Origin of the sequence: Streptomyces sp. enrichment culture (assembly GCF_964273145.1) — a bacterium.
In the GTDB taxonomy this organism is placed as follows: Bacteria; Actinomycetota; Actinomycetes; order Streptomycetales; family Streptomycetaceae; genus Streptomyces.
The window spans coordinates 5,025,466-5,041,307 of the sequence record NZ_OZ186873.1 but is presented as its reverse complement, the minus strand read 5'-3'; the positions used below and the strand labels follow the sequence as shown (position 1 = coordinate 5,041,307).

Sequence of the window (15,842 nt, the reverse complement as noted above, 5' to 3'; positions counted from 1 at the left end):
CGGGGTCCAAGACGTGCGGCCGGGAGAGCGGGTGGCCCCGTCTGCACGAGCACGCCTGCGCCCAGGCGTCAGGTGAACGCCAACACCCGATGTGCAATGCTCCGTCGCCTTTACCACATGTGACCAACGGAAGTCATCTCTCCGTTTCTCCGGCATGGCCGGTTATGATCGGTACCTCACGTCGCGCCAAAGCCGAACCGGACTTTCCCCCAGCCCTGAACCCAAGGTTGCGTCTAGTCTCGGCGGTCGGGTCGTCCCCCCTGGTTTCCCGCTCCCCGAGGACTGATGTCTCCCATAGAACCCGAAGGCACACGAGAGCAGCCGACGGCCCGTCGGCGACGCACTCTGCGCCTGCGTACGCTGCTCATTTGGCTGGCAATCGTCCCCATTCTGGCGATGAGTGTCCAAGTGGTCATGACCGCACAGCCGCTGGTACACCAGTCGAAGCAACTACGCGCTGATGTGGCAGTCGGTGAGCGGACCGATGGACCCCTGACCAGGCTGATGGTCGAACTGCAGGCTGAGCGGACGATGACCGCCACACGGTGGGCGAGCGGCTCCGTGTCCGAAAAAGAGCTGCGCGAGCAGCGCGCGGCCACGGACCGGGCCGCGGACGAGTACCGCCGGGCGGCGGACGGAGCTCTGGCGGCGACCGGGCGCGAGGACGATCATTACGTCGCGGAGCTGAAGCGCAGCCTCGCGGACCTGGCCGCGTTCCGCGAGCGCGCGGACGCCCGCAGCGGGGACGCGGATCGGACGATCGGCTACTACTCCGGCCTCGTCGACCGCATCATCCGGGTGTATCAGAACGAGTTCAGCCATGCGGAAGACGCCGAGCTCATCCAGGAGAGCGGCCTGGTCGTCACGGTGTTCACGGTGTCCGAGATGGTGGCACGCGAGACCACCATCCTCGCCATGGCCGGGCCGTCCAGGCGTCTGAGCCCTTCCGGGTTCGCCGAATTCGTCAACTCCGTCGGATCCCAGCGGTACCAGTACGACGAGTGGGTCGCGCCGTATCTGACGGCCGAGGACAAAGCGGCCTACGACCAGGTCTTCGCCTCGGACGGCTGGAAGACGAAGGTCCGTATCGAGAACGCGGTCATCTCCGACCACCAGAACACCGCGTCCGGGATCGAGCTGCCCGAGGAAGCCGACGCCTGGCAGGCCGCGTATGACGAGTTCGCGTCGCGCCTTGCCGCGCTTGACGCGAAACAGGGACGAGCACTGCTCGTGCACGCCGACGCCAAGGCCACGCAGCTGGAGAACGAGGTCATCTGGCTGATCGTCGGAAACGGCGCAGCCGTCTTTGCCGTCGCGGCCGTCATCGTGCTCACCACGCGCTCCGTGCTCCGCCGCCTGCGCGGTCTGCACCGACGTACGGTGGCCATTGCTGAGGACACGCTGCCGGATGTCGTTTCCCGGCTCCAGCGCGGGCAGCCCGTCGACGACGATGCGCTGCCCTCGGTGAGCGGAGACCGGGACGAGGTCGGACGTATCAGCGACGCGTTCGCCAGGGTCGTCTCCGTGTCCGTCGACGGGCATGCGCGGCTCGCGGCCGAGCGTCAGGGCTTCGGCATGTTCGCCGCGGGCATCGCCTCGCGCACCGGAAACCTGGTCAGCCGGCAGTTGACCCTCACCGACGAACTGCAGGACGCCTTCGGACACAACGAGGAGCTTCTCGCCGGGTTGATGCGGTCCGACCAGTTGACGGTGGGTATGCGGCGGCAGATCGAGAACCTGCTCATCCTGGCAGGTGGGGAGATCCCCGATCCGCACACCGAGCCCATGCGCGTCGCCGACCTGCTGCGCGAAGCCGCCGCGGAAGTCGAGGACTTCCGGCGGATCGAGCGCCATGCCCTGGACGAGATCAGCGTGGTACCGCGGGCGATCAGCGAGATCAGCCACCTCCTGGCAGAACTCCTCGACAACGCCACCCGGTTCTCCCCGCCGCAGTCGAAGGTAGTCGTCCGTGCCGAACTGGTGACAGACGGGCTGTCGGTCGACATCGAGGACCGCGGGCCTCGGGTGACCGCCGCGACCTACGAGGAGATGAACAGGCGTCTGCGCTCGGCCCCGCCGTATTCCGTCCTGGCGGAGAACGCGCACCGGCTCGGACTCTTCGTGGTCGGCCACCTCGCCGAACAGCTCGGGGCCACAGTGACGCTGCGCCGCTCGGTATACGGGGGGACGTCGGCCGTGGTGATCCTTCCCAGGGAACTCCTTGTGCCGACCGAACCGCTCCAGGCGGGAAAGGAAGCGCCGCGCGCGGCGGCGACGCCCGCCCCGGCACCGGGCCCGCTCGACAAGCGCAAGCCCGAGCTGGTCCTGCACGCGAAGACCGGGGCGGCCGGCCGCAGGACGCCGGAGCGCTCGCCCGAGCGGCCGGTGAGGAGTAGGCCGCCGGTCCTTTCCGCGACACGGGGCGGTGACGCGAAGCCGGCCCTCCCCGAACGGGTCCCGCAGGCTCACATCGCCGAGCAGCTCCGCGCGCCACACGCACCGGAGACTGCCGTCGCTCAGGACACGGCGACACCCGAAGAAGTGGCTGACGCCTGGGCGGACTACGAACGCGGGACTCAGACAGTGGAAGAAGAACTCCGACAGGATCAGCCATGACGACGACAACGAACGACATGATCTACAGCGTCCTGGACAACAACCTGAGCAGGATCGCCGGCATCCAGGGAGCCGTACTCCTGTCCAACGACGGGATCAAGCTCAGCTCGTACCAGCTGGAACGGGACCAGGCGGAGCGCATAGCCGCCGCGTCCTCCGGCATCGCCTCCACGATGAAGGCGATATCCAGGGAGGTCAACGGCGGCCGGGTGATCCGCCAGCTGGTCGAGATGGACGACAGCTATCTCTGCATCGTCGGGTGCGGGGAGGGCAGCACGCTCATCGTGGTGACCTCCCGCAAGGCGCGGCTGGGGGAGCTGGGCGGTGAAGCCGTGCGTACCGCTCAGGCGCTCGGTGAGTGGCTGAGCACGCCTGAACGCGGCCAGGCGCAGCGGTCGTAATGGCGGACGAGCCCGGGCCGCGGGAGGGAGGCCACCGCCGGACGCGGCTGTACGCGCTGACCGACGGACGTACGGCGGCTGCACACACCGCCCTCACCATGGACACCACGATCACGGCGGTGGCCGTCGCGGACGGCCACCGCGGCCTGCCCAGCGAGTGGCAGGCCATCCTCGCGATGTGCTCGTCTCCGGGCGGCCTGGCGGTCGCCGAGATCGCGGCGCGCATGCACATCCGCCTCACTCCCATGACGCTTCTCCTCGGCGAACTCGCCGATCGGGGGCTGATCGAGCACCGGCCACCCCTGGAAGGAAACGAGACCACCAATGTCCACCTGCTCATGAGAATCAGGGACAACCTTGCCCGGATATGACACCCCTGCCCCGGAAGCGAACCCCGTCAAGATCCTCATCGCTGGGGGATTCGGCGTCGGCAAGACGACCCTGGTCGAGACGGTCTCCGAGATCGAGCCGCTGCGCACCGAGGAGCGGCTGACGAGCGCGGGCGTCGGTGTCGATGACCTCGACGGCATCGAGTCCAAGACGGTTACCACCGTCGCGATGGACTTCGGCCGCATCACCCTCACCGACGCACAGGTCGTGCTCTACCTGTTCGGCACACCTGGCCAGGAGCGCTTCTGGTTCATGTGGGACGACCTGCTGAACGGGGCACTCGGGGCGATCGTCCTTGTCGACACACGACGCCTCGACCGCAGTTTCCCGGCCGTCGACTTCTTCGAGAACCGAGGGCTTCCGTTCGTGGTCGCCGCCAACTGTTTCCACGGCGAACAGCCCTACACCGCCGAGGAGATCAGGGCGGCGCTGCATCTGCGTGACCCGAACACACCCCTCCACTTGATCGATGCCCGCTCCCGTGACGACGCGCGCGGTGCGCTGCTCTCGCTTCTGGACATGCTCATCGCCAAAGCCGGGGCCGCGGCGGCCGACTGACTTCGGCCGCCACGTGGCGTGGAGGTTCACGACCGCGGCCGTAGACCCGGTCCAGGCCGCCGCCGCGTCGGCCGTCGAGGAATGTCAGCCGGTACCAGCCGTCGTCCTCGTACTCGAACCGGCCGTCGTCGAGGAACGCCTCTCGCGGCACGGCCCGGACTGAGCCGAGCCGGTGTTCGTAGCGGTCCTGAAGCCGGGCATGGTTGATCCGGCAGACGGGAAGCACAGCTCTGACGCCTGCACCCCGGAAGTACGCGCCGAGTCGACGGCCGTCCCGGCGACTTCTTCGGTGACCGACCCGTCAACTCCGTCGTCCAACCTGTTGGACGTCCCACAACACACCTCTCTGATCAGGAGTGTTGCCACAACTGGTTGAACCCGGTCAACAGGTGCCCATTCGCTACGGCGAGCGCCTGATCGAGGCCGGCCCGACCGCGTCGGTCGGCTCTGTCACCGACAGTCACGACAACGCGGTGGCCGAGACCCTCAACGGCTCCTTCAAAGCCGAGCTGATCGAGCACCGAGGGCCCTGGCGAGACGCTGACCAGGTCGAACGTGCCGTCGTCCGGTGGGTCGGCTGGTACGACACCAGACGCCTCCCACCCGAAGAATTCGAGGCCCGGCACCACCGGCCCCAGGCGCCCAAGCGGGAGACCGCCCAGTGAACCACCCAGCAGGTGGTGACCGCGAACGAACTGGCCGTCCACCGCTGGCTCGCCCGGAACACCCGGGCCCGCCTCACCGCCGAGGCCGCCTGGCCGTCCCGCGAGGAGCCCGTGGGCCGAGTACAGCGGGAGGGCGACCTGCTGGCCGGACGCGGATCCGTCGGTGTCCGTGCGGCGCGCGTGGTGCTGCGCCGCGCTCACGAATTCGCAGGTCAGCGAAGTAACGAAGGTCGATCCGTCCGCTCAGGCTGCTGCACGGGGGAAACAGGTCGAGCAACCGACCCGGACAACAAAACCGCAGGTCAAGACGGCTTGCCCACAGGTTCGAGAATTGCCACGCACTCCACGTGGTGCGTCATCGGAAAGATGTCGGCCTGAGCGAGTCTCGGAAAGGGCCAGGTCAAAGCCTCTTTCTCGGCTCGCTGTCCTGCGCACGGACGCCCAGAGCGTCAAACGAGCGTCATGACGACCTAACGAGCTCGTGCGCGGTAGGCAGGGAGGCGTCGGGCTCCTGATCGTCGATCATGGTCGTGTGGTGGGGAACGCATCTCGTGCAGCGATCATCAGCGACCGGAGGATCACGGGCCTGTCGGCCGACGTGATCGCTTAACTCGTTTCTGAGCTGGGCCCGTTGTGGCATGAACGGCACCAGGCCAAGCTTGCGTCCCGGCCGCGGAAGCGTGCAGTGGGCGCGGGTGCGAAGCACCCGGTTGGTGTTCGTCGACCGGCTCCTGGCCACCCTCGTGCACCTCCGACACGGGGTCACGCACGACCTGCTGGCCTGCTGGTTCGGAGTGGACCGCTCCACCATCACCCGCGCCATCGGCGAGGTGCGACCGCTGCTCGTCGAGCGAGGATGCACGGTGAGCCCTGGCCTTCGACTACGGACTCTGGCCGAGGTCATCGATCACCTCGGTGTCAGCGGGAAGACCGGGATCATCGACGGCACCGAGATTCGGGTCCGCCGGCCGGCCGCCGGATGCAAGGACCGGGATGCGTTCATCTCCGGCAAGAACAAGCAGAACGCGGTCAAGACCATGGTGGTCACCGACGAGGACGGGCGGCTGTTGTTCTGCAGCCCGGCCAGGCCCGGCAGCTGCGCGGACATCAGCCATGCCCGCCAGCTCGGGCTGGTCAAACTCCTGGCCGACGGACCCGTGGTTGAGATCCTTGCCGATGCCGGCTATCAGGGCCTGGGCGCCCAGACCGGCGGCCGGGTGATCACACCACCCCACCGCAAGTTCAAGAAGAATGCTCCGGACTGGTACGAGGAGATGTACGAGCGCCAGCGCAAGGCGCACTCCTCGAGGCGGATCCGGGTCGAGCATGGCATCGCCCACTTGAAGAACTGGCGTGTTTTGACTCGCCACCTCGGCCGCCGCGAGCACATGAGTCACGCCGTCCAGGCCGTCGCCGGTCTGCTGTCCCACCAGCAGACCGCGGACCTGACATCAGCACGACCGATGTGAACGCCGAGCCCCGCCGCGATTCTCGACGCCTCCCTGCCTACCGTGCACGAGCTCGTTAGCCTCGCGCACTCCGGGCCAGCCAGGGCGTCAGGTTGGGGTCCACGATCAGTTCCTTGTACGTCTCGTCCCCGGGCAGCGGCACGACGAGCCACTGGCCGGGGGGAAACAGCCGCCCCTTGGTGCGGGCGAGTCCGCCGTAGACGGACCGGAGGAAGGCGGGGACGGAGTCCCGGGGGACATCATGGAACTCGACCCCGTCGACGGTGATCCTCGCGTCGTCCTCGGGGAAGAGCCGGACGCTCACCTCGGGCGACCCCGCCAGCTCCACGTACGCCTCGTGCGGCAGCGAGCCGCCGGGGTCGAACACCGAGAAGAGCTCGGCCGACGTACGCCGTGACGTCTGGTCCGCGCCGATGTCGTCGGTGACCGACATGGTCAGTTCGAACTCCACCGCGAGTTCGCGGATCGCGACGACGGCGGACTCGGTGGTTGGCAGGTGCGGTTTCTCCATGACCCGATCATGCCCGACCAAGCGCGTAAGGTCTAGACCACTAGCTCGACGGCTTCCCGCACGCCGCGCCTGCCGGGCCTCGCCGGAAGGCCTCGTTGGAAGGCTCGCTGGAGGGCCTCACCGGAGGGCCTCAGTCCCCCGGTCTCTGCTCCGGTGCCTCGTGCGGCTCGGCGGGCGTCGGCGCGGGCGGTCCGAAGAGGACGGCCCGGGCCACGGGCGGGACCAACAGGGCGGTCACGGGCTCGGAGAGGGTGAGGACGGCGCGGAAGGCACGCCCCACGACAGGGTCGCCCGGCGACCGCTCCTGGACCCGCCGCAGATACCAGCCGGCGACCCGGTCGACAGGCCCACCGTCGAGCGCGGTGCCGATCGCGCCCGACATCGGGCGGTCCGCCCCGGCGGAGATGTCCCACGCCTGCCGGGACGCCGTGAGAAGCGCCCGCTGCACGCGCCGCGTCGTGGGCGTCCGGCGCCGGTCGGCCAGCGCCTCACCCAGGGCGACCGCGCTCATCGCGGCGCTGGACATGCTCTGCCCGTAGATCGGGTTGAAGGTGCACAGCGCGTCGCCGATGGCGAGGAACCCGGCCGGGCGGCGGCCGGGCAGGTCGTAGCGGCAGCGGACGTTCGTGGTCCGCCGGTAGCCCATCGCCGCGGACAGCGGTTCGGCGTCCATGAGCCACCGGTCCAGGAGCGGATGCCCGAGCCGCCTGGTGTACGCCACGAACTCGGCGTCACCGGTGGGCGGTTCGTCGCCGCGCAGCCCCGAGACGACGACCAGATGGCTGCCGTCCTCCAGCGGCAGCGCACCACCGCCGTGAAGTTGCTCGGGGAAGTTGCTCGGGGCCGGGATAGACGTAGTAGCCGAGTGTCTCGCCGTCGAGGACGCCGTCCCTGCCCCGGTAGACGCGGGAGGCGTAGGCGAAACCGGTGTCGATGGTCTCCTCGTACGGGCCCTCGGCACCAATCGCCGTCAGCCACTGCGGAGCCTTCGTGCCGCTGCCGGAGGCGTCGACCACCAGGTCGGCCTCCAGGGCCCGTTGCTCCCCGCGGGCGTCGCCGGAGCAGTCCCGCAGCAGCACGCCCCGCACGCGGGAGGCGTCACCGAGCAGCCCCACGACATCGGCCCCCTCCACGACACTGATCAGCGGGTTGGCCAGCACTCTCCGCCGCACCAGCGCCTCCAGCTGGGCGCGGGAACCGGTGTAGATGTACGTCGACGCGGGCACCCGGCGCAGTCACCGGCCGCTCTGCCACAAGCACCAGGTCCGACGGCATGCCCACGCGGGCGCCCCCGCCTCCCGCAACTGCGCCAGAAAGCCCGGCAGCAGCGACTCCAGGGCCACCTGACCGCCCTGGAGCAGCACATCCGAGATCACCGGGCTTCGCCATTCCCGCAACGGCGGAAGCGACCTCACCTTGTCGTGCACGGGGGTCACGTCGGCGCCCGCGACCCGGGCCACCTCAATGATCAGCTCGCTGGTGACACCGGGGATCGGGCCCTCACGGGCCGGGTAGACGTCGAGGACGAGGACCTCAAGCCGTTCCTGCGCGGCTGGAGCCTCTACGGCCGACCCCACGTACTGAGCAGCCGCACCGCCAGACGCCCGGCCCGCCTGAGAAAGGCGGCAGCGCGCCTGCCGCCGCAATCAGCGGCGCCGGAACCCAGCGAATTTTTCTTCAGGCTCCCGCAAAACCAGTCCGCGGGAACGCGCCTCCCAGCCAGCGTGACCTGCACGATCAGCCAGGTGACGCACCATCAGAACGAGCGTCAAATGAGCGTCACGAGCGTCATTTCAGCGTCAAGATATCGCCCGTAACGCCCACACCGCACATAATACGCACGCACAAAACCGCAGGTCAGGAACCCTTCGCGGCAGGTTCAAGGATGGCGACGCACTCCACATGATGCGTCATCGGGAACAGATCGAACGCCCGCAGCGTCCGCACCCGGTACCCCCCGTCCCGGAAGTACGCCAGGTCCCGCGCGAGCGCCGCCGGGTCGCAGGCCACGTACGCGATCCTCCGCGCCCCCAGCGACGACAGGTGCGCGACCGTCTTGCGGCCCGCTCCCGCGCGCGGCGGGTCCAGGACGACGAGGTCGACCTCCGTGATGCCGGTGCGCGGCAGGACGGACTCGACCTTGCCCTGTTCGATGCGGACGCGGGGGAAGTCGGCGAGGTTGTGCCGGGCGTCCTCCACCGCGCGCTTGCCGGACTCGATGCCGAGCACCGCGCCCTTCTCGCCGACGCGGTCGGCCAGCGCGCCCGCGAACAGGCCCACGCCGCAGTACAGGTCGAGGGCGGTGTCGCCCTTGCGGGGCAGCAGGCCCTGCATGACGGCCGTCACCAGGGTGTCGGCGGCCTTCGGGTGGACCTGCCAGAAGCCGCTGGCGCCGACGCGGTGCGTGCGGCCGTCCGCGCGCTCGCGGACGAAGGGGCGGCCGTGCACGCGGTGGATGCCGCCGGACTTCTCGTCGACCCGCAGCACGGAGACCGGGCGGTCCAGTTCGACGAGCGGCAGCCGGGCACCGGGCCTCGGGGTGAGGACGACCTGGCGGTCCTGGGAGCCGGTCGCCGCGATCGCCTCGACGGACTCCATCCCGGCCCAGTCGTGCTTCTCGATGCCCAGTTCGGAGACGCCGGGAGCGGCGATCATGCAGTGGTCGATCGGCTGGACCTCGTGCGAGCGGTGCCGGCGCAGGCCCGCGCGCCCCTCGGCGTCCACGGCGTACTGCACGCGCGTGCGCCACGCCGGGACCTGGCCGGCGGGCACCTTGTCGCCCTCGGCCGGCATCACCGTGCCGTCCCAGCCCACGTCCTCGGGGGTGAGGCCCGCGAGCCGCTGCAGCTGCTCGGCGATCACGTCGGCCTTGAGGCGGCGCTGGGCGCCCGGCTTGGCGTGCTGCCAGTCGCAGCCGCCGCAGCGGCCGGGGCCGGCGAAGGGGCAGGGAGCCTCGACGCGGTCCTTGGACGCCTGGAGGATCCGCACCGCGTCCGCGCGCAGGAAGCGGGCCCCCTCCTCGCCCTCGGTGACGCGGGCCACGACCCGCTCGCCGGGCAGCGCGTGCCGGACGAACAGCACCTGGCCGGCGGCGGTACGGGCGATGCAGTGACCGCCGTGGGCGAAGGGGCCGATCTCGACCTCGTACTCCTCACCCACCAGCGACTTCTTCTCTTCTGCCTGCATGGCGGGGCGACTCCAGTACGAGATCCGGCGCGAACACGGGGGGAACACGGAAGGAACGGGAAAAGGGACGGGAACGGGAACGGGGACAGGGGTCCGGACGGACACCAGCCCACCAGTCTACGTGGACGGCGAGGACTCCTTCGCCCGCTCCTGGGCCGGGCCCCGCCGGACCGATCCGGGCGCGCTCCACTCCTGCTGCCTGCGCGCCCGCCGCTTGGCCGCCTCGGAGGACTGCAGCTGGTACGGCACCGAGGTCACCATGACGCCCGGCGTGAACAGCAGGCGGCCCTTGAGCCTGAGGGCGCTCTGGTTGTGCAGCAGGTGCTCGTACCAGTGGCCGACCACGTACTCGGGGATGATCACGGACACCGCGTCGCGCGGCGATTCCTTGCGCAGGCCCTTGACGTACTCGATGACGGGCCGCGTGATCTCGCGGTAGGGCGAGTCCAGCACCTTCAGCGGTACGTCGATGCCGCGCCGCTCCCACTCCTCGCGCAGCGCCCTGGTCTCCGCCGGGTCGACGTTGACGCTGAGCGCCTCCAGGGTGTCCGAGCGCAGCAGCTTGGCGTAGGCCAGGGCGCGCAGCGTCGGGCGGTGGATCTTGGAGATCAGGACCACCGAGTGGACGCGGGAGGGTCGCGCGATGTCGTCGCTCGGCGGGCCCTCCGGGGCCGCGATCTCCTCGGCGACGCGGTCGTAGTGCTTACGGATCGCCGTCATCGTCGCGTAGAAGATGCACATGCCGAGCAGCGCGACCCACGCGCCGTGCGTGAACTTGGTGACGAGGACCACGACCAGCACCAGACCGGTGAAGAAGGCGCCGAAGGCGTTGATGGCCCGCGAGCGGACCATGCGGCGGCGCTTGGCCGGGTCCCTCTCGGTGGCCAGGTGGCGGTTCCAGTGGCGGACCATGCCGATCTGGCTGAGCGTGAAGGAGACGAACACGCCGACGATGTAGAGCTGGATCAGGCGGGTGGAGTCGGCGCTGTAGATCCACACCAGGAGCATGGCCGCGCCGGCCAGCAGCACGATGCCGTTGGAGAAGGCGAGGCGGTCGCCGCGGGTGTGCAGCTGGCGCGGCAGGTAGCGGTCCTGGGCGAGGATCGAGCCGAGCAGCGGGAAGCCGTTGTACGCGGTGTTCGCGGCGAGGAAGAGGACGAGCGCGGTGGCCGCGGCCAGCACGACGAACAGGAAGCTGCCCTCGCCGAAGACGGCCTCGGCGACCTGGGAGATCACCGGGTGCTGGACGTAGTCCGGGCCGACCGGGACGCCGTCGCGGAACAGATCGGCGGCGGGGTTCTCGGCCATGTGGACCTTGGTGGCCATGGCCAGGCCGATGATGCCGCAGAACATGGTGACGGCGAGCAGGCCCATCAGCGCGAGCGTGGTCGCCGCGTTCCTGGACTTGGGCTTGCGGAAGGCCGGGACGCCGTTGGAGATGGCCTCGACGCCGGTGAGCGCGGCGCAGCCGGAGGAGAAGGCGCGCAGGAGCAGGAAGAGCAGGGCGAAGCCCGCCAGGCCCTGGTGCTCGGGCTTGATGGCGTACTCGGCGGTCGGCGCGCGCATGGTGTCGTCGAGCACCAGCGCGCGGAAGACACCCCAGCCGATCATGATGAAGACGCCCGCGACGAAGACGTACGTCGGGATGGCGAACAGCGTGCCGGACTCCTTGACGCCGCGCAGGTTCATCAGCGTCAGCAGCAGGATCACGGCGATCGCGCAGAGGACCTTGTGCTCGACGACGAACGGGATCGCGGAGCCGAGGTTCTCGATGCCGGAGGAGATCGAGACCGCGACGGTCAGGACGTAGTCGACCAGCAGCGCGCTCGCCACCGTCAGCCCCGCCTTCGGGCCGAGGTTGGTGTTGGCCACCTCGTAGTCGCCGCCGCCGCTGGGATAGGCGTGCACGTTCTGGCGGTAGGAGGCGACCACGGTGAACATCAGCACGACGACCGCGACCGCGATCCAGGGACTGAAGTGGTACGCCGACACGCCCGCGATCGAGAGGACCAGCAGCACCTCGCCGGGTGCGTACGCCACGGAGGACAGCGGGTCGGAGGCGAAGACGGGGAGTGCGATGCGCTTCGGCAGGAGCGTCTCGCCCAGCCGGTCACTGCGCAGTGCGCGCCCGATCAGAATCCGTTTGGGCACGTCGGTCAGTTTGGACACAACAGAGGATCGTAAGCGTTCGAACGGGGGGGCGCCCACCCGCCACCCCTGTTCCGTCCGCCGTCTGCCCTCCGGGTGAACTCGCGAGGCGGGGAGCCTGCGGATTCCGCAGGTCGCGAGGCCGTCATGCCTATATGACAAATCTCGTCCGTCTCCGGGCCCGCACGGCCCTCTGGAGGTCCCATGCACGTCACCGCGGAGCTGATCGGTGCCGTGGCCGCCCTCGCCGGCCTCGGATTCCTGACTCTCGCCAGTGTCCGCAGCATCGTGCGGCGGCGGTCGTCGGCCGGGAGGTGACGGTCGGTGCGACGTGTTCCCCGCCGGCTCCCCGTCGCCCCGGCCGCGCCGCATCGCACGGGGCCGCCGCCCGCCCGCCCCTCAGAGGTTCGCGCCCACCCCTCGAACGGTCCGCATCCCCTTCGCCCGCCTCCTCACGCCCTCCTGGGCGCCCTGTCCCCCGCACCTCCCGCACCAGCGGTTCTCCCCGCCCGATGCCCCGGCCCTGCGCCGGCACCGGGCGGGCGTGCGCGCCGGTCACCGCGCCGCGGCGGACACGGCGCCGGCGGTTCGCCGTCCGGCCGGCCGCGGAGGAAGACCGCCGTCACGGCTCCGGCGCCGGGGGCGGATCACCCCGGGGAGGAGGACCGGTCCGCCGCGGGAACGAAGGGCTGCCGGCGGGAACCGGCCCCGTCCCGGCCGGGTGGCCCCGGCGCACACCGGCGGGGTCGCACGGGCCCTCGGCGGCTCCCGGCCCGGGCGGATACGTTGGTCCCCGGCAGGGGAACCCGGCGTCCCGGGCCCCGGAGGGCGTCTCCTCCGGTGCCCACCGGCATGATGGTGCCTCGCGGTCCGCGTCCGGGCCGTGACGTGTCGCCCGGCGAGCCGAGAAGAGAGACATGAGCACGAGATCGACGAAGGTCACAGGGCCTGTGGGAAGCGCGGTGTGACGCGATGCATATTGTCATCATGGGCTGTGGAAGAGTTGGTTCCGCGTTGGCCCAGACCCTGGAGCAGCAGGGGCACACGGTCGCCGTGATCGACCGGGACCCCACGGCCTTCCGCCGCCTGGGCTCCTCGTTCGGCGGTCGGCGGGTCACCGGGATCGGTTTCGACCAGGACACCCTGCGCGAGGCGGGCATAGAGGAGGCCGGTGCCTTCGCCGCCGTCTCCAGCGGTGACAACTCCAACATCATCGCCGCCCGTGTGGCCCGTGAGATGTTCGGCGTCGAGAACGTCGCCGCCCGCATCTACGACCCCCGCCGAGCCGAGGTCTACCAGCGCCTGGGCATCCCCACCGTCGCCACGGTCCGCTGGACGGCCGACCAGATGCTGCGCCGCCTGCTGCCCTCGGGCGCCGAGCCGCTGTGGCGCGACCCCACCGGAGGGGTCCAGCTCGCCGAGGTGCACACCTCCACCTCCTGGGTGGGCCACAAGGTCAGCCGGCTCCAGGAGGAGACCGGCGTGCGGGTGGCGTTCCTCACCCGGCTCGGGGAGGCGATCCTGCCCACCTCGCAGACGGTGCTGCAGGAGGGCGACCTGGTGCACGTGATGATGCGCACCGACGAGGTCGACAAGGTCGAGGCGGCGTTCGCCAAGGGTCCCGAAGAGAGGGGCGGTCACTGATGAGGGTCGCCATTGCCGGAGCCGGCGCGGTCGGCCGCTCGATCGCGGGCGAACTGCTGGAGAACGGCCACGAGGTCCTGCTGATCGACAAGGCGCCGACCGCCATCTCGGTCGAGCGCGTCCCGCAGGCGGAGTGGCTGCTCGCCGACGCCTGCGAGATCACGTCCCTGGACGAGGCGGCGCTCCAGCGCTGCAACGTCGTCATCGCCGCGACCGGCGACGACAAGGTCAACCTGGTCGTCTCGCTGCTGGCGAAGACGGAGTACGGCGTTCCGCGCGTCGTCGCCCGGGTGAACAACCCCAAGAACGAGTGGCTGTTCAACGAGGCCTGGGGCGTGGACGTCGCCGTCTCCACGCCGCGGCTGATGTCGGCCCTGGTCGAGGAGGCGGTGAGCGTCGGCGACCTGGTCCGGCTGCTCCGCTTCAGCCACGGCGACGCCAACCTGGTGGAGCTGACCCTGCCGGAGGAGTCGGCGCTGGCCGGCACCCAGGTCGGGGACGTGGAGTGGCCCCAGGACACCTCCCTGGTCACCATCATCCGCGGCACCCGCGTGCTGACCCCGACCCAGGAGGACTCCCTGGAGGCCGGCGACGAGCTGCTGTTCGTGGCCGCGCAGGCCCGTGAGGAGCAGCTGGAGGACCTGCTGTCGGTGCGGCGCCGGGACACGGCGGGCTGACCCGCCCGGTAGGACGCGGGGGGCGCCCGGAGATCTCCGGACGCCCCCCGCGTCGTACACCCCGCGATGCTCGGCGTCGCACGCCTCACGCTCCGCGTCGTACCGCTCGTGGCTCGGTGCCTCTCGCGCCGGTGCTTCTCGTACCGCGGCGGGCCGTCAGCCCTTCCGGTGCCGGCCCCGGGAATCGGCGGCGGACCGGTCCTCGCCGTCCGCGAGCCGCTGGAGCGTCTCGTCGGCCAGCGGTTCCCTCGCCTCCTCGAAGCTCCCGGCCGTCCGCCGCCGCTCCTCCGCGTCCTTGGCCTCCTTCTCGGCCCTCTCGGCGGCCTCCATCTCCGCGAACACGTCGATGGGAGCGGGTGCCTTCGCCAGGAACACCCAGGTCAGCCACACCGCGAGCAGGAAGGGCGGGATCTTCAGGGCGACCAGGACCCAGCCGAGCTGGGTGGTGTCCGCCCACCAGTACAGCGGGAAGAGGATCGCGCACTTGGCCAGCAGGATCAGGCCCCAGGCCCAGCTCGCCTTCTCGTACGCCTTCTTGCGGCCCGGGTTGCGGGTGCGCCAGGAGAGGTTCTCCTTGAAGACCGGCCCGAGGATGAGGCCGATCAGCGGGACACCGGCCAGGGTGGTGACGATGTACGCCAGCCCCAGACCCAGCGTGTAGAGCATGCCCGGCAGGTAGAAGTCCTTGGCGTTGCCGGTCATCATCGCGAAGACGACACCGAAGGCGACGCCGAAGACGCCGCTGAAGGCGTGCTTGACCGTGTCCTTCGTCACCAGCCGGACCACGACCAGCGCCAGCGACACGGCCAGCGCCGCGATCGCCGACAGGTGCAGGTCCTTGTTGATCGTGTAGATGGTGACGAAGAGGAGGCCGGGCAGCACCGTCTCGATCATGCCCCGGACCCCGCCGAACGCCTCGAACAGCGCGGCCTCCGTCACCGCCCGGGCGCGGTCCGCTTCGTTGTCTCCGGTGTTGTCGGTGTCTTCGGTCGGCTTGTCGAGGGACGTCACCGGCTACTCCCGTCCGAGGGGTCGCAGTTCGTACTTCGGGTTGAACAGCACCCGGCGGCCCCGGCTCATCGAGATCCGGCCCGATGCGATGAGCTTGCGCCCCGGCTCTATGCCCACGATGGAGCGCCTGCCCAGCCACACCACGTCCAGGGCGGCGGAGCCGTCGAACAGCTCGGCCTCCAGGGCCGGAACACCCGCGCGCGGCCGCAGGGTGACCGTGCGCAAGGTACCAGTGACCGTGACGATCTGCCGGTCCTGGCAGTCACCGATCGGCGTGCAGCCGGCGGTGTCGGCGTCCTCCCGCAGTTCCTCGGACTCCAGGTCCTCCTGCGACGAGGAGAGCCGGTCGAACATGCGCCGGAACCGGCCCACCGGCTTGTCGGGACGAGGAACAGCACTCATGCCTGAAGCCTACCGGGGCGCACCGACGGGTACGTAGCCCCCGGCCCCGGTACTCGAACGCGCCACCGCCCGAACGCGCGTCCACTCGCACGCCGCCTCAGCGCCCGGGCCGGCCCCCGTCCCCGGCTCGGTGATGAAGTGCCTCGGGTGCGACGGGTCCGCCT

General features: G+C 70.2%; 16 protein-coding genes and 2 pseudogenes. 10 read left to right on the top strand and 8 right to left on the bottom strand.

The window, feature by feature from the left end; translation table 11 throughout:
* Positions 1 to 414 precede the first annotated feature (414 nt).
* The 8 genes and pseudogenes from ACSU6Z_RS22730 (at position 415) to ACSU6Z_RS22695 (ending at position 6,099) form a co-directional block, all read left to right on the top strand.
* On the top strand, positions 415 to 2,616 hold the full coding sequence (locus tag ACSU6Z_RS22730) for a sensor histidine kinase (protein WP_437050432.1): 2,202 nt from the start codon (positions 415 to 417) through the stop codon (positions 2,614 to 2,616).
* Positions 2,613 to 3,017 (top strand): roadblock/LC7 domain-containing protein, encoded by a 405-nt coding sequence (locus tag ACSU6Z_RS22725; protein WP_029382394.1) that lies wholly within the window; start codon positions 2,613 to 2,615, stop codon positions 3,015 to 3,017. Before ACSU6Z_RS22730 ends, ACSU6Z_RS22725 begins: the two co-directional genes overlap by 4 nt.
* Positions 3,017 to 3,388: a DUF742 domain-containing protein gene (locus ACSU6Z_RS22720; RefSeq protein ID WP_437048232.1), complete on the top strand. Its 372-nt coding sequence runs from the start codon at positions 3,017 to 3,019 to the stop codon at positions 3,386 to 3,388. Before ACSU6Z_RS22725 ends, ACSU6Z_RS22720 begins: the two co-directional genes overlap by 1 nt.
* On the top strand, positions 3,375 to 3,965 hold the full coding sequence (locus ACSU6Z_RS22715; protein ID WP_437048229.1) for a GTP-binding protein: 591 nt from the start codon (positions 3,375 to 3,377) through the stop codon (positions 3,963 to 3,965). Before ACSU6Z_RS22720 ends, ACSU6Z_RS22715 begins: the two co-directional genes overlap by 14 nt.
* Positions 3,966 to 3,978: 13 nt before the next feature.
* Positions 3,979 to 4,128 carry a hypothetical protein gene (locus tag ACSU6Z_RS22710; protein ID WP_437048228.1) on the top strand — a complete coding sequence of 50 codons (150 nt, stop codon included), beginning with the start codon at positions 3,979 to 3,981 and terminating at the stop codon, positions 4,126 to 4,128.
* Positions 4,129 to 4,354: 226 nt separating this feature from the next.
* Positions 4,355 to 4,630, top strand: coding sequence for an integrase core domain-containing protein (locus ACSU6Z_RS22705; protein WP_437048226.1), 276 nt, complete (start codon positions 4,355 to 4,357; stop codon positions 4,628 to 4,630).
* 12 nt (positions 4,631 to 4,642) lie between these two features.
* A pseudogene (locus ACSU6Z_RS22700) lies at positions 4,643 to 4,825 on the top strand (RNase A-like domain-containing protein); the annotation flags it as partial.
* Positions 4,826 to 5,268: 443 nt separating this feature from the next.
* The gene (locus ACSU6Z_RS22695; protein ID WP_437048224.1) at positions 5,269 to 6,099 is read left to right on the top strand and encodes a transposase family protein; all 831 of its coding nucleotides are present in this window, start codon (positions 5,269 to 5,271) and stop codon (positions 6,097 to 6,099) included.
* A gap of 55 nt (positions 6,100 to 6,154) precedes the next feature.
* Here the strand turns inward: ACSU6Z_RS22695 and ACSU6Z_RS22690 are convergent, their stop codons facing one another.
* The 6 genes and pseudogenes from ACSU6Z_RS22690 to ACSU6Z_RS22665 form a co-directional block, all read right to left on the bottom strand.
* On the bottom strand, positions 6,155 to 6,610 hold the full coding sequence (locus ACSU6Z_RS22690; RefSeq protein WP_437048223.1) for a hypothetical protein: 456 nt from the start codon (positions 6,608 to 6,610) through the stop codon (positions 6,155 to 6,157).
* A gap of 130 nt (positions 6,611 to 6,740) precedes the next feature.
* The gene (locus tag ACSU6Z_RS22685) at positions 6,741 to 7,331 is read right to left on the bottom strand and encodes an NAD(P)/FAD-dependent oxidoreductase (protein WP_437048221.1); all 591 of its coding nucleotides are present in this window, start codon (positions 7,329 to 7,331) and stop codon (positions 6,741 to 6,743) included.
* A 10-nt stretch (positions 7,332 to 7,341) separates the two neighbouring features.
* Positions 7,342 to 7,836, bottom strand: coding sequence for a hypothetical protein (locus ACSU6Z_RS22680; RefSeq protein WP_437048219.1), 495 nt, complete (start codon positions 7,834 to 7,836; stop codon positions 7,342 to 7,344).
* 142 nt (positions 7,837 to 7,978) lie between these two features.
* Positions 7,979 to 8,139: pseudogene (locus tag ACSU6Z_RS22675) on the bottom strand (UDP-N-acetylmuramate--L-alanine ligase); the annotation flags it as partial.
* 328 nt (positions 8,140 to 8,467) lie between these two features.
* On the bottom strand, positions 8,468 to 9,796 hold the full coding sequence (locus ACSU6Z_RS22670) for a class I SAM-dependent RNA methyltransferase (RefSeq protein WP_437048218.1): 1,329 nt from the start codon (positions 9,794 to 9,796) through the stop codon (positions 8,468 to 8,470).
* A gap of 117 nt (positions 9,797 to 9,913) precedes the next feature.
* Complete coding sequence (locus ACSU6Z_RS22665; protein ID WP_437048217.1) at positions 9,914 to 11,965, bottom strand: APC family permease; 2,052 nt, start codon at positions 11,963 to 11,965, stop codon at positions 9,914 to 9,916.
* A gap of 951 nt (positions 11,966 to 12,916) precedes the next feature.
* Between ACSU6Z_RS22665 and ACSU6Z_RS22660 the strand changes: the two genes are divergently transcribed.
* Entirely contained in the window at positions 12,917 to 13,588 is a 672-nt protein-coding gene (locus ACSU6Z_RS22660; protein ID WP_437048215.1) for a potassium channel family protein, read from the top strand.
* Positions 13,588 to 14,265, top strand: a complete 678-nt coding sequence (locus tag ACSU6Z_RS22655) for a potassium channel family protein (protein ID WP_437048213.1) — start codon at positions 13,588 to 13,590, stop codon at positions 14,263 to 14,265. The genes ACSU6Z_RS22660 and ACSU6Z_RS22655 overlap by 1 nt, the downstream gene beginning before the upstream one ends.
* A 156-nt stretch (positions 14,266 to 14,421) precedes the next feature.
* Here ACSU6Z_RS22655 and ACSU6Z_RS22650 read toward each other — a convergent pair whose 3' ends face one another.
* Together ACSU6Z_RS22650 and ACSU6Z_RS22645 are read right to left on the bottom strand one after the other, a co-directional pair.
* On the bottom strand, positions 14,422 to 15,276 hold the full coding sequence (locus tag ACSU6Z_RS22650) for a DUF3159 domain-containing protein (RefSeq protein WP_437048212.1): 855 nt from the start codon (positions 15,274 to 15,276) through the stop codon (positions 14,422 to 14,424).
* A 3-nt stretch (positions 15,277 to 15,279) separates the two neighbouring features.
* A complete protein-coding gene (locus tag ACSU6Z_RS22645; RefSeq protein WP_437048210.1) occupies positions 15,280 to 15,678 on the bottom strand; it encodes an OB-fold nucleic acid binding domain-containing protein in 399 nt (132 codons plus the stop codon).
* Between the last annotated feature and the right edge of the window lie 164 nt (positions 15,679 to 15,842).

Excerpts from the sequence above, each read along its gene's own strand:
- ACSU6Z_RS22645 (WP_437048210.1), bottom strand. The coding sequence starts at position 15,678 with ATGAGTGCTGTTCCTCGTCCCGACAAGCCGGTGGGCCGGTTCCGGCGC.
- ACSU6Z_RS22690 (WP_437048223.1), bottom strand. The coding sequence starts at position 6,610 with ATGGAGAAACCGCACCTGCCAACCACCGAGTCCGCCGTCGTCGCGATC.
- ACSU6Z_RS22720 (WP_437048232.1), top strand. The coding sequence starts at position 3,017 with ATGGCGGACGAGCCCGGGCCGCGGGAGGGAGGCCACCGCCGGACGCGG.
- ACSU6Z_RS22670 (WP_437048218.1), bottom strand. The coding sequence starts at position 9,796 with ATGCAGGCAGAAGAGAAGAAGTCGCTGGTGGGTGAGGAGTACGAGGTC.
- ACSU6Z_RS22730 (WP_437050432.1), top strand. The coding sequence starts at position 415 with ATGACCGCACAGCCGCTGGTACACCAGTCGAAGCAACTACGCGCTGAT.
- ACSU6Z_RS22695 (WP_437048224.1), top strand. The coding sequence starts at position 5,269 with ATGAACGGCACCAGGCCAAGCTTGCGTCCCGGCCGCGGAAGCGTGCAG.
- ACSU6Z_RS22655 (WP_437048213.1), top strand. The coding sequence starts at position 13,588 with ATGAGGGTCGCCATTGCCGGAGCCGGCGCGGTCGGCCGCTCGATCGCG.
- ACSU6Z_RS22660 (WP_437048215.1), top strand. The coding sequence starts at position 12,917 with ATGCATATTGTCATCATGGGCTGTGGAAGAGTTGGTTCCGCGTTGGCC.
- ACSU6Z_RS22725 (WP_029382394.1), top strand. The coding sequence starts at position 2,613 with ATGACGACGACAACGAACGACATGATCTACAGCGTCCTGGACAACAAC.